We start from the raw sequence: 12,139 nt of genomic DNA on the forward strand, positions 1-12,139 counted from the left end.
GCGCCCACAGTGCCGGCGGTCCCGGCGCCTCGTCCCGATCCCGCGCCGCCGCGGGCCTCCTTCGAAGAGCGTTTCGGCACCCGCTGGACGGTCTGGGTCGGCGGCGTCGCCCTCATCTTCGGTGCGGCCCTGCTGGTGCGCTACTCGGTGGAGGCCGGCTATTTCGGGCCGGGTCTGCGCATGGCCTCCGGCTTCGCCCTGGCTCTGGGACTGCTCGCTGCCGGCGAGGCCCTGCGGCGCCGGCTGCGGGGAAGCCTGCCCGTTCCGCCGGCTTGGCCGGACATCCCGGCGATGGTGACGGCTGCCGGCACCGTGGCGCTTTTCGGCGCGGTCTACGCGGCCTACGGGCTCTACGGCTTCATCGGCCCAGAGCTCGCCTTCGTCGCGCTTGGGGCGACGGGCCTTGCTGCCATGGTGCTTGCTCTGCTGCACGGCCCGTCACTCGCCGGGTTTGGTCTCGTCGGCGCGCTGGCCACACCGCTTCTCGTCGGCGAGGGCGGTGGCAGCACTTGGCCGCTGACCCTCTACCTGCCCGTGGTGGCGGCGAGCGCCTACGGCTTCGCATGGCTCAAGGGCTGGCGAGTGCTCGCCATCGCGGCCGGGATCGGTGCCGGCGCCTGGGCACTCCTGCTCGGCCTCTCCGCCATCGACGCCTCGGCCTCTGCGGCAGCGCTCGTGCACGGCGTTCTGCAGGCCGCGCTCGCGAGCCTCACCTTCGCCCTGCCCCATCGCCTTACGCCAGCCGAGAACGCGCGCCTCGACCGCGCGGCGACCGCCGTCCTGCTCACGGCCATGGTCTTGCTGGTCGCCGTGCTGGGGCTCACCGCTCAGGCCGGCTACGGGGCCGTCTGGATCCTAAGTGCGCTCGCAGCCATCATAATTCCGTCCGCTGCAGGGTTCCTCGCTATGCCCGTGGCGGCGGGATTGGTCGTCGCGGGATTGGCCTTGAGCGGCATCATCGTGCTGTGGCCGCCCGAACCGGGCCTGCATTGGGACAGCCTCCTGATCCGGCTCGATACGACCGAGCCGGGCATCCTGCTGGCGGTCGTCAGCGTCTCGGCAGCCGGCGTCACGGCGATGGGAGCCCTCAGGCTGATCGGCGGCGGCCGGCTGCCGTCCGCTACGGCGCTCGCCTACGCGGCCGGCGCCACCCTGACGCCGTTGGCCGCTTTGTCCTTCACCTATCTGCGTCTCGCGCAGGCCTCTGTCTCGCCGTCCTTCGCGGTGGCCGCAGGGGTGCTGGCCTTGGCGATGACCGGGCTCGCCGCCGTGCTCCGTGCGCAGGGCGATCGAACGCCGTCGGACGCGCTCACGATCGGTCTCGGCGCCTTCGCCTCGGCCGCTGTGGCGGCCCTGGCGCTCGGCCTCGTCTTCGCGGCCTCGGGCGGGTCGCTGACCGTGGCGATGGCGCTGGCTGCGCTCGGCAGCGGCGCGATCGCGCGCCGGCTCGATATCCCTGCGCTTCGCTGGTGCGTCGCAGGCCTCGGAATTGCCGTGGCGGGCCGCCTCGCCTGGGATCCGATGGTGGTCGGCGGCGAGCTCGGGCGCACGCCGATCCTGAACTGGCTGCTCGTTGGCTACGGCGTTCCGGCCCTCGCCTTCGGCCTCGCCTCGCGGCTGATCCGCCTGCCCGGCACCAAGCCGGATGCCCCTCCCCTGATCGCCGAGGCCCTGAGCCTGCTGCTTGCTGCCTTCCTGGTGTTCTTCGAGATCCGGCACGCGCTCCACGGCGGCGACATCTTCGCTGAGGATAGCGGCGTGCTGGAGCAAGGCCTGATGGCGCTCTCGGCGCTCGGCCTCGCAGCGGTGCTGGTGAGGCTCGATGGCGTCCACCGTTCGCCGGTGATCCGGATCGCCAGCCTAGGCTTTGGGGTGATCGCCTTCGCTCAAAGCCTACTCGGCCTCGGGTTCGCGGTGAACCCCTTGCTCACCGACGAGGCCGTCGGCGGCGGTGTACTCTTCAACGAGATCGTCATCGCCTACGGCCTTCCGGCACTCGTCGCCTTCGCGCTGGCCCGAACGGCGCAGGCGACGCGGCCGCGCTGGTACGTGCTGGCGGCCGGCGGCGTCGGGATGATCCTCGGCTTCCTGGCGCTCACGCTGACGATCCGCCACGGCTTCCAGGGCGCTCAGATGGGCCTCGATCGCGAGACGAGCCAAGCCGAGTGGTATGCCTACTCCGCCGGCTGGCTCGCCCTGGGACTCGCCCTGCTCGGTTACGGGCTGCTGCGACACTCCCTGACGGCACGTCTCGCCTCTGCGGCGCTGGTCGCGCTCGCAACGCTCAAGGTGTTCCTGTTCGATCTCGCCGGACTCGACGGGCCGCTGCGAGCGCTGTCGTTCCTCGGGCTCGGCGCGGTGCTGATCGGGATCGGGCTTGTGTACCAGCGCTTCGTGTTCGCGCCGACGCGAACGACGTGATGCTGCCGTCATTCCGGGGCCGCGAAGCAGCACCCGGAGTCCATTCGCGATGCGCGGCTTAAACAGGGCGTCGTGCCCCGTCATAGGTTCCAGGTTCTCACCTGCGGTGCGCCCCGGAACGACGGTGGAGATTCTCCCGCCGCCGGCAGCACGTACCGGGTAACTCAGAAAAAGATCGGCCGGGCGCTTGCGTTGTGCTCGACGAGCACCGTGCCGGTCGCCGGATCGACCTCCTTCAGCACGGCGTCGTAGCCCCACAGATCGGCGAGGTGCTGCAGCACGCGCTTGGCGTCTTCTTTCTGCAGGGTGATGCGGTTCAGCGCCTTGTGGTGGACGATGAGGCGGCGGTCGCCTTCGAGATCGACATCGACCACCTCGATGTCCGGATCGAGCCAGGCCACGTCGTATTGCCGGGCGAAGGAACGGCGCATCTTGCGGTAGCCGCGCTCGTCGTGGATCGCCTCGACGCGCAGCTCGGTCTCGTCGGGATCGTCGACGACGTGGAACAGGCGCATGTCCCGCATGAGTTTCGGGCTGAGAAACTGCGCGATGAAACTCTCGTCGCGATAGTTCTCCCAACAATCGCGTAGCACGGCCATCGGGTCGCCGATGCCGGCGATCTGGGGGAACCAGGCGCGGTCCTCCTCGGTGGGCTGCTCCACGATGCGGGCGATGTCCTGCATCATCGCGAAGCCCAGCGCATAGGGGTTGTGACCGCCGAAGCTGCGGTCGTCGAAGTTCGGCTGGCGGATTACGTTGGTGTGCGAGGTGAGGAATTCGAGATAGGCAGCCTCGTCGATCAGGCCCTTCTCGGAAAGCGCGTTCATGATGCGGTAGTGCACGTAGGTGGCGCAGCCCTCGTTCATCACCTTGGTCTGGCGTTGCGGGTAGAAATACTGTGCCACCAGCCGGACGATGCGCAGGAGTTCGCGCTGCCACGGGCGCAGGCGCGGCGCGACCTTCTCCAGGAAGTAGAGGATGTTCTCCTGGGGGAGCTCCAGCAGGGCGCGGCGGCGATCGAGGGCCGGGTCGCCCTTGGCGGCGCCGGTCTTGGCGGGAAGCGTCCGCCAGAGGTCGTTGAAGATCTGCTCGCCATGCTCTTGCCGTTCGCGCTCGCGGCGCTGCTCCGAGGCGAGATCCGGCCGCTTCTTACGAGGATAGCGATGAACCCCCTGGCTCATCAGGGCATGAGCCGCGTCGAGCACTTGCTCTACCGCTTGCTGGCCGTATCGCTCCTCGCAGCGGGAAATGTAGGCCTTGGCGAAGTCGAGATAATCGAGGATGCCTTCGGCATCGGTCCACTGCCGGAACAGATAGTTGTTCTTGAAGAAGTGGTTATGGCCGAAGGCGGCGTGCGCGATGACGAGCGTCTGCATCGTCGCCGAGTTCTCCTCCATCACGTAGGAGATGCACGGGTCGGAGTTGATGACGATCTCGTAGGCCAGCCCCATGTGGCCGCGCCGATAGCTCGCCTCCTGCTGGGCGAAATGCTTGCCGAACGACCAGTGCTTGTAGAACAGCGGCATGCCGATCGAGGAATACGCGTCGAGCATCTGCTCGGCCGTGATGATCTCGATCTGGTTCGGATACCAGGACAGTCCGAGAGCGCGCGCCTCGACTTCGCAAGCCTCGTGGATGCGGCGGATGGTGTCGAAGTCCCAGTCGTTGCCGGTGAACAGCGGCTCCTGGGTCTTCGCGGCCGGTGCGAGTGTCAGGCTTGCCATGCAGCCTCCCATTTAAGCGCGCGCCAACCCCTCTCCCCTTTGCGGGAGAGGGTGGCCCGCGAAGCGGGTCGGGAGAGGGGAGCGACGTTTCCGAAGAGGGCGCTCCCCTCTCCCGACCCTCGATGACGCGAAGGCCACCCGCCCCCGTATAGGCGGGAGGGTTTTTCGCACCAGCCGGTCGCTTGATTAGTGGGGCGCCCGCTCAAGCCTCCACCTCCGCCCGCGCATCCTTCGGCCCGAACAGCTCGCGAAACACCGGATAGATGTCGCGGCGGTGATTGACCTTTCGCATGGCCAGCGGCTCGCCGGCCTTGGCCAGCACCTCGTAGGTGCGCCAGAGCGTCGTTCGGTGCTCGACGAAGCCGGCGCGGGGTCCGTTCTCGTCTCCGACCTCGAGATAGGCGAAGTGCTGGCAGGCCGGCAGGATGTGCGCGCGCAGCAGTTCGGTCGAGGTCGGGCCGTCGCTCGACACATTGTCGCCATCGGAGGCCTGCGCGGCGTAGATGTTCCAATCGTTCGGATCGTAGCGCTCGGTGACGACGCGCTTCATCTCGACGAGCGCCGAGGAGACCAGCGTGCCGCCGGTCTCGCGGGAGCCGAAGAACGTTTCCTCGTCGACCTCCGTCGCCTTGTCGGTGTGGCGGATGAAGACGATCTCGACGTGTTTGTAGCGGCGCGTCAGAAAGATGTGCAGCAGGATGTAGAACCGCTTGGCAAGGTCCTTCATGTGCTCGGTCATCGAGCCGGACACGTCCATCAGGCAGAACATCACCGCCTGCGCGATCGGCCGCGGATAGGGCTCGAAGCGGCGGTAGCGCAGGTCGAGCGGGTCGACATACGGGATCCGCTTCGAGCGCTCGCGCAGGGCTTCCAGTTTAAGGTGAAGCTCCGGCAGAATCGGATCGAATTCGCTCACCTCCGCGATCTGCGCCTCCAGCAGCGCAAATTCTTCGAGCTTCGGGCGCTTGAGCGCGATGCGGCGGGACATCGAATTGCGCAAGGTCCGCGTCAGGGCGAGGTTGGCGGGCGAGCCGCTCACCGTGTAGCCGGCCCGGCGCAGGCCTTCCGTCTCGACAATGGAGAGACGGCGCTTGGCGAGATCCGGCAGCTCGAGGTCGTCGAGGAAGAGTTCGAGGAATTCGTCGCGGGTCAGCGCGAAATGGAAGGCGTCCTCGCTGTTCTCGCCGCCGTCGCCGCCCTCGCCCGAACCGCCGGCTCCGCCGCCGCCCGGCGGCCGCTCGATGCGGTCGCCTTCGACGTAGGTCTTGTTGCCGGGAATGATGTAGTCCTGAAGGCCGGTGCCGGACTGACGGCTGAAACGGGGCTCGCGCACCCCGTCCGCCGGGACCGAGATCCGGCCGTCCTTACCGAGATCCTTGATGTCCTTCTCACGCGCCGATTCCCGGACCGCGCGCTGTGCCATGTCCTTGACGCGTCGCAGGAAGCGCTGACGGTTCGGAAGGCTCTTGCCTCCGGGATTGAGCCGACGGTCGACGATATGCATCGTGTCTCGCTAAACGCCTCGTCCTCAAGCCGTTGCCGGGCAACATGCCCGGACAACGATACGGAAGTGCGGCCGACGGCGGCGAAAAATGCGTGGCCGCCTCAACCCGCCTGCTTCACCCGCATGTACCATTCCACAAGCCGCCGGACCTGACGCTCCGTGTAGCCGCGAGCCGTCATCCGCTCGACGAACTCGCCGTGCTTCTTCTCGGTCTCGCCGTCCTTCTTGGAGCCGAAGGAGATCACCGGCAGCAACTCCTCGACCTGGGAGAACATGCGCCGCTCGATCACCTCGCGCAGTTTTTCGTAACTCGTCCAAGACGGGTTGTGGCCGCCGTGCTGGGCGCGTGAGCGCAGGGCGAACTTCACGACCTCGTTGCGGAAGTCCTTCGGGTTCGCGATGCCGGCCGGCTTCTCGACCTTGGTGAGCTCCTGGTTCAGGAGTTCGCGGTTCAGGAGCTGGCCGGTCTCGGTATCCTTGAAATCCTGATCCTCGATCCAGGCATCGGCGTAGTCGATGTAGCGATCGAACAGGTTCTGGCCGTAATCGTGGTAGCTCTCGAGATAGGCCTTCTGGATCTCGTGACCGATGAATTCGGCGTAGCGCGGCGCGAGTTCGGTCTTGATGAACTCCATGTAGCGCTTCTCGGTCTCGGGCGGCATCTGCTCGCGCTTGATCGCCTGTTCGAGCACGTACATCAGGTGCACCGGATCGGCCGAGACCTCGGTGGTGTCGTGGTTGAAGGTCGCAGCCAGCACCTTGAAGGCGAAGCGGGTCGAGATCCCGTCCATGCCCTCGTCGACGCCGCCGGTATCCTTGTATTCCTGCATCGAGCGGGCACGAGGATCGACCTCGCGCAAGGACTCGCCGTCATAGACCCGCATCTTGGAGAATAGGTTCGAGTTGGCGTGCTCGCGTAGCCGAGACAGCACCGAGAACCGGGCCAGCATCTCGAATGTGCCGGGGGCGCAGGACGCCTCGGACAGTTCGGAGCGGGAGATCAGCTTCTCGTAGATGCGCTGCTCTTCCATAACACGCAGGCAATACGGGACCTTGATCACGTAGATGCGGTCGATGAAGGCTTCGTTGTTCTTGTTGGCCTTGAAGGACTGCCACTCGGATTCGTTCGAGTGAGCGAGGATGATGCCGGTGAAGGGGATCGCGCCGATATTCTCGGTGCCGACGTAGTTGCCCTCCTGTGTCGCGGTCAGCAGGGGGTGGAGCATCTTGATCGGCGCCTTGAACATCTCGACGAATTCGAGAACGCCCTGGTTCGCGCGGTTGAGGCCACCGGAATACGAGTAGGCATCCGGGTCGGCCTGGGAGAGTGTTTCCAACCGGCGGATGTCGACCTTGCCGACGAGGCTGGAGATGTCCTGGTTGTTCTCGTCGCCCGGCTCGGTCTTCGAGATCGCGATCTGGCGCAGCCGCGACGGGCGGACCTTGATGACCTTGAAGCGCGAGATGTCGCCGTCGAACTCGTCGAGGCGCTTGAGCGCCCAGGGACTCATCAGACCGGTGAGGCGGCGGCGAGGGATGCCGAAGCGCTCCTCGATTTCGGCGCCCATCACGTCCGGGTCGAAAAGGCCGAGCGGGCTCTCGAAGACCGGAGAGACCTCGTCGCCGGCCTTGAGCACGTAGACGGGGTGGACCTCCATCAGCGCCTTGAGGCGTTCGGCGAGCGAAGACTTGCCGCCGCCGACGGGGCCGAGCAGGTAGAGGATCTGCTTGCGCTCTTCGAGGCCTTGGGCCGCGTGGCGGAAGAACGAGACGATCCGCTCGATCGTCTCCTCCATACCGTAGAATTCGGAGAAGGCCGGGTAGACCCGGATGGTCCGGTTCATGAAGACCCGGCCGAGGCGCGCATCGCGCGCCGTGTCGACCATCTCCGGCTTGCCGATCGCGTCGAGAATTCGCTCGGCCGCGCTGGCATACATCAATGGTTCGTCGCGGCAGGCTTCGAGGAACTCGGAGAGAGACATCTCCGTGTCCCGTCGCGCCTCGTATCCACGGGCAAAGCTCTGGAACAGGTCGCTCGTCGAGTGCGTCGGCATTCGGACACCCCCATCAAACTCAGGACAGCTTCATCCTGTCCCGGCTTGGATGCAACGGACATTATCGGATTTGTCGCAGCGCCCAGATCTCGCAGTTGGAACGTGTGAAACGGGCCACACCATGGCAGGATTACAGCAGATCTCGGGGTCGGCCAAACCCTTCACGGGCTTGACCGACTTCGGCTCGCAACGACCGGCGCCAAGACTTATGCTGCGATGCAATAAGGGCGGCGTCAATGGATCGAACGCGGCTTTGTCTCAGAGGTCGGACAGATCCTTGTCGTCCTTCTTATCCTCCGTCTTTTTCTCATCGGGCTTCTTCGTGTCCGGCTTGGCGTCGGCCTTGGCGGCCTCGACCGTGATGCGGATATCCTGCTTCTCCACCGTGCCCTCGGCGGTCTTGACCTCGATCAGAACCCGGTCTGCCCCGGTGAAATCGGCCTTGCTCTTGTAGAAGACCGCAGCCACCTGGGCTTCCTTGTCCGGGCAGCGATAGCTCGCCGGCGTCTTGAGTTTCTTGGTCGTCGTCTTGAGCTGGCCGTTCTTCGGTGCGCCCGCGATCTTGATCTCCGGCATCGATCCGGCGGAGCAATCCTTCTTCAGGTTCGGCGCCACGAGGAGGCGCACGACCTTGCCGGACGCGACCGTCTCGCTGCGGGTCGTCACGGTCTGTGCATGGGCCGGCGCCGCACAGGTCAAGCTGGCGGCCAACAGTGCTGCAAAGGGACGGACGGCGGTCATGGGCGGTTCTCCGGACCCTGCCGTATCGCCGGGATTATCCGGGCTGAAGCGTGGGCCTATGGGGCTGATCGGATGTGGGGACGCCGGGTCGCGGCGTCGAGGCTTCGCCAGCGGGATCCCCCGATCTGAGCCTTAAAGCTGCAGTGCAGCGGCAACGGCTCCGGTCACGCGGGCGATCTGTACGGCATCGAGTTCTTTGCCGAGAACCGCGACGAGATGGCGTTCGATCCGCTCACGCTCGCCGAGGTCGGCAAGCGGCGTGACGGGAATGTCTTTCTCTTTGAGGTTGCAAACCTTCCGAATGGTCTCGGCGGCCTTGAGCAGGTTCTCGCGATCGGCCGGCCCCATGTCCCAGAGCGGGTTGCGTAGGCGGCTGATGACGCGGCGGGCGTCACGATACTCCCGGTCGACCGAGGTGAGCGCTTCGATCTGGCTGACGAGAAACATCAACTCCAGCATCTCGGAGGCGGCGTCCGGCGAGGCGCGCACGATTCTCAGGACGCGAGCGATCAGCTCCTGGGTCGGGGATCTCGGTCGATTGGGCTCGGCCATCGCGCCTCAACGCCGAGGAGGCTGCCAAAGTTCGCTCGGATCGATCGTAGTCCTGCGACTCAAGGATCTCCGATAATCCCAGGCCGAAGCCCGACAAGCGCTTGGCGGCAGGAACGCAGATCGCTCAGCACCTCCAAAAGACATGCGTCGGCGTCAGAGGTGACCTCGATCGGTGCGAGGTCGACCTCGGCTTCACGTTCCTGAAGCGGGGGAATCATTGCTTCGGCTTCGCCTCGGCCAATTGCCTGGACGAACCGAACGCCGTGTTCCTTCAGGACACGCTGTGCGCCCTTTATGGTGTAGCCCTGCCCGTGCAGCAGCTGCTGGATACCCTTGAGCAGGTCGACGTCGTCGGGACGGTAGTACCGCCGACCGCCAGCGCGCTTGAGTGGGCGGATCTGGGCGAAGCGGCTTTCCCAGAAGCGCAGGACATGCTGAGGGGTGCCGACATCATCGGCAACCTCGCTGATCGTGCGAAAGGCACCGGGCTGTTTCTCGGCCCTATCGGGCAGGTGATCGAGCTCAGACGCGACCAGTACCGCGAGCGCCATAGACTCCCCTCACTTCGACCCGTGTCCAAATCTCAAACGCCGCCGCCGGAAATGGATCAGTCGTCGTCCTCTTCGATGCCTCCGTTGAGGCCGTTGATGCGCGCCTTGAGCACGTTCGAAGGCTTGAACACCATGACCTGACGGGGCTCGATCTCAACCTCGACGCCCGTCTTTGGATTTCGGCCGACCCGCTTGCCCTTCGAGCGTACCAGGAACGACCCGAAAGAGGACAGCTTGACCGTCTCGCCTTCCGACAACGTGTTGCAGATCTCGGCGAGGACGGTCTCGACCAGAGCCGCGGATTCGGACCGAGAGAGACCGACCTGCTGGTAGACGGCCTCGCTCAAATCGGCGCGTGTGACCGTCTTTCCCGTCATGAATTCCCCCTCCGGACGATTCGTCGTTCGCGGCGTATGTTTATGATCGCGAACGCTAATCTGCCGGGGAAGCCGGGTCAACCAACCCTTTCGGATGGACTACGAATGGACTGCGACATCCGATCCGAGACTACCAGCGGATCACCGCGGCACCCCAAGTGAAGCCGCCGCCGATCGCCTCGATCATCACGAGATCCCCCTCGCGGATCCGACCGTCCTTGCAGGCGGCGTCGAGCGCCAGCGGAATCGAGGCGGCCGAGGTGTTGCCGTGCCGGTCGACCGTCAGCACCACCTTCTCGCGGGCGATCCCGAGCTTGTCGGCGGAAGCTTCGATGATGCGGCGGTTGGCCTGGTGCGGTACGAACCAGTCCAGCTCGTCCGCCGTCGTTCCCGACAATGTGAAGGCATCGGCGATCACGTCGGTGACGGAGCCGACCGCGAAGCGGAAGACCTCCTTGCCCTCCATGCGCAGTTTGCCGACGGTTCCGGTCGAGCCGGGGCCGCCGTCAACGTAGAGTTTCGCCCGGTGGCGACCGTCGGAGCGCAGGCGGCTGGCGAGCACGCCGCGATCAGCCTTGGTGCCTTCGCCCTCGCGGGCTTCCATCACGATCGCGCCGGCGCCGTCTCCGAACAGGACGCAGGTGGTGCGGTCCTCCCAGTCGACGATTCGCGAAAAGGTCTCGGCACCGATCACGAGCGCACGCTTGGCGGCACCGGTCCGGAGCAGGCTGTCGGCGGTGGCGACGGCATAGACGAAGCCGGCGCAAACCGCCTGCTGATCGAAGGCGAAGCCGGATTCGATGCCGAGTGCCGCCTGGATCTGCGTCGCGGTCGAGGGGAAGGTGTTGTCCGGTGTCGAGGTCGCACAGATCACGAGGTCAATATCGGCTCCGGAGAAGCCGGCGTCGTCGAGCGCCGCGCGCGCCGCACGGGCGCCAAGCACCGAGGTGGTCTCCTCCGGCGTCGCGATGTAGCGCTGACGGATCCCGGTGCGCTGGACGATCCACTCATCCGACGTCTCCATCCGCTCGGAGAGATCGGCATTGGTCACGACGGTTGCGGGCAGGTGGGAGCCGCAGCCGACCACCACGGAGCGTAGCGTCGTCATCGGGCTCGTCCTTCCTGCTCTGAGCCAATCATACCGGCGCCACCGCTGGCGTGTGCTCCAGCATCTCGCGGGTCGTGCGCATCAGGTCGTGGCGGGCCATGTCGTAGGCGAGATCGACAGCCGCAGCGAAGCCCTGCGCATTCTCGGAACCGTGGCTCTTGATGACGATGCCCTCCAGCCCGAGGAACACCCCGCCATTGGCCCGGCTCGGATTCATCTTCTCACGCAAGGCCCCGAAGGCGGCGCGGGCGAAGAAGTAACCGATCTTGGCCGACAGGGTCCGGCTCATCGCCGACTTCAGATACGTCCCGATCTGCTTGGCCGTTCCCTCGGCGGTCTTCAGGGCGATGTTCCCTGTGAAACCCTCGGTGACCACGACGTCGGTGGTGCCCTTGCCGAGATCCGTCCCCTCTACGAAGCCGAAATAGGAGAAGTTGGAGAGCTCGGTCTCGCGCAGAAGGCGCGCCGCCTCCTTTACCGCCTCGTTCCCTTTCATCTCCTCGGTGCCGACATTGAGAAGGCCGACCGTGGGCTTCTCGATGTCGAGCACGATGCGCGCCATGGCCGAGCCCATCACGGCCATCTCGACGAGATGCTCTGCGTCCGTGCCGATGGTGGCGCCGACGTCGAGCACGACGCTCTCGCCGCGCACGGTCGGCCACAGACAGGCGATGGCGGGACGCTCGATGCCGGCCATGGTCTTGAGGCAGATCTTCGACATCGCCATGAGGGCGCCGGTATTGCCGGCCGAGACAGCAGCCTGGGCCTCGCCGTCCTTCACCGCCTGGATCGCCTTCCACATGGACGACTTGCCGCGGCCGGTGCGCACTGCCTGGCTCGGCTTCTCGTCCATCGAAATGGACATCGTGGTGTGGCGGATTTCGACGGCGCCCTTGAGGCGCGGCTCCGCCTCGACGAGGGGGCGAACGATCGCCTCGTCGCCGAAGATCAGGAAGGTCATGCCGGGATGACGCTCGCGGGCGATGGCCGCACCGGGCACCACGGTCGAGGGTCCGTGATCGCCGCCCATGGCGTCGAGCGAGATGCAAACGCTGTTGGACATCGGTTCCGTGATCATCGCCTGTCGCGGAGGGGTCCCTCGCGAGA

General features: G+C 65.9%; 10 protein-coding genes. 1 reads left to right on the plus strand and 9 read right to left on the minus strand.

Going from position 1 to position 12,139, the window contains the following annotated elements:
- A partial coding sequence (locus tag FV217_RS06470; protein ID WP_147816173.1) for a DUF2339 domain-containing protein occupies positions 1-2,421 on the plus strand: 2,421 nt, incomplete at its 5' end.
- 164 nt (positions 2,422-2,585) lie between these two features.
- Here the strand turns inward: FV217_RS06470 and FV217_RS06475 are convergent.
- The 9 genes from FV217_RS06475 to plsX all read right to left on the minus strand — a co-directional run bounded on the left by FV217_RS06475 (position 2,586) and on the right by plsX (position 12,095).
- Positions 2,586-4,145 (minus strand): SpoVR family protein, encoded by a 1,560-nt coding sequence (locus FV217_RS06475; protein WP_147816175.1) that lies wholly within the window; start codon positions 4,143-4,145, stop codon positions 2,586-2,588.
- 202 nt (positions 4,146-4,347) lie between these two features.
- Entirely contained in the window at positions 4,348-5,649 is a 1,302-nt protein-coding gene (locus FV217_RS06480; protein ID WP_147816177.1) for a YeaH/YhbH family protein, read from the minus strand.
- A 101-nt stretch (positions 5,650-5,750) separates the two neighbouring features.
- Entirely contained in the window at positions 5,751-7,703 is a 1,953-nt protein-coding gene (locus tag FV217_RS06485; RefSeq protein WP_147816178.1) for a PrkA family serine protein kinase, read from the minus strand.
- 258 nt (positions 7,704-7,961) lie between these two features.
- Positions 7,962-8,444 (minus strand): 4-aminobutyrate aminotransferase, encoded by a 483-nt coding sequence (locus tag FV217_RS06490; protein ID WP_238230339.1) that lies wholly within the window; start codon positions 8,442-8,444, stop codon positions 7,962-7,964.
- A gap of 132 nt (positions 8,445-8,576) precedes the next feature.
- Positions 8,577-8,996, minus strand: coding sequence for a hypothetical protein (locus FV217_RS06495; protein WP_147816180.1), 420 nt, complete (start codon positions 8,994-8,996; stop codon positions 8,577-8,579).
- Positions 8,997-9,055: 59 nt separating this feature from the next.
- Positions 9,056-9,547 carry a MerR family transcriptional regulator gene (locus FV217_RS06500; RefSeq protein ID WP_147816182.1) on the minus strand — a complete coding sequence of 164 codons (492 nt, stop codon included), beginning with the start codon at positions 9,545-9,547 and terminating at the stop codon, positions 9,056-9,058.
- Between the two features lie 56 nt (positions 9,548-9,603).
- The gene (locus FV217_RS06505; RefSeq protein ID WP_147816184.1) at positions 9,604-9,924 is read right to left on the minus strand and encodes an integration host factor subunit alpha; all 321 of its coding nucleotides are present in this window, start codon (positions 9,922-9,924) and stop codon (positions 9,604-9,606) included.
- A 130-nt stretch (positions 9,925-10,054) separates the two neighbouring features.
- The gene (locus tag FV217_RS06510; protein WP_147816186.1) at positions 10,055-11,032 is read right to left on the minus strand and encodes a beta-ketoacyl-ACP synthase III; all 978 of its coding nucleotides are present in this window, start codon (positions 11,030-11,032) and stop codon (positions 10,055-10,057) included.
- Between the two features lie 28 nt (positions 11,033-11,060).
- A complete protein-coding gene (plsX, locus tag FV217_RS06515; RefSeq protein WP_147816188.1) occupies positions 11,061-12,095 on the minus strand; it encodes a phosphate acyltransferase PlsX in 1,035 nt (344 codons plus the stop codon).
- Positions 12,096-12,139 lie beyond the last annotated feature (44 nt).

Source organism: Methylobacterium sp. WL9, assembly GCF_008040035.1.
GTDB lineage: Bacteria > Pseudomonadota > Alphaproteobacteria > Rhizobiales > Beijerinckiaceae > Methylobacterium > Methylobacterium thuringiense.

Bases quoted from the DNA above. Each gene is read 5' to 3' on its own strand.
- FV217_RS06500 (WP_147816182.1), bottom strand. From the start codon at position 9,547: ATGGCGCTCGCGGTACTGGTCGCGTCTGAGCTCGATCACCTGCCCGAT.
- FV217_RS06485 (WP_147816178.1), bottom strand. From the start codon at position 7,703: ATGCCGACGCACTCGACGAGCGACCTGTTCCAGAGCTTTGCCCGTGGA.
- FV217_RS06495 (WP_147816180.1), bottom strand. From the start codon at position 8,996: ATGGCCGAGCCCAATCGACCGAGATCCCCGACCCAGGAGCTGATCGCT.
- FV217_RS06475 (WP_147816175.1), bottom strand. From the start codon at position 4,145: ATGGCAAGCCTGACACTCGCACCGGCCGCGAAGACCCAGGAGCCGCTG.
- FV217_RS06510 (WP_147816186.1), bottom strand. From the start codon at position 11,032: ATGACGACGCTACGCTCCGTGGTGGTCGGCTGCGGCTCCCACCTGCCC.
- FV217_RS06480 (WP_147816177.1), bottom strand. From the start codon at position 5,649: ATGCATATCGTCGACCGTCGGCTCAATCCCGGAGGCAAGAGCCTTCCG.
- FV217_RS06490 (WP_238230339.1), bottom strand. From the start codon at position 8,444: ATGACCGCCGTCCGTCCCTTTGCAGCACTGTTGGCCGCCAGCTTGACC.
- FV217_RS06505 (WP_147816184.1), bottom strand. From the start codon at position 9,924: ATGACGGGAAAGACGGTCACACGCGCCGATTTGAGCGAGGCCGTCTAC.
- plsX (WP_147816188.1), bottom strand. From the start codon at position 12,095: ATGTCCAACAGCGTTTGCATCTCGCTCGACGCCATGGGCGGCGATCAC.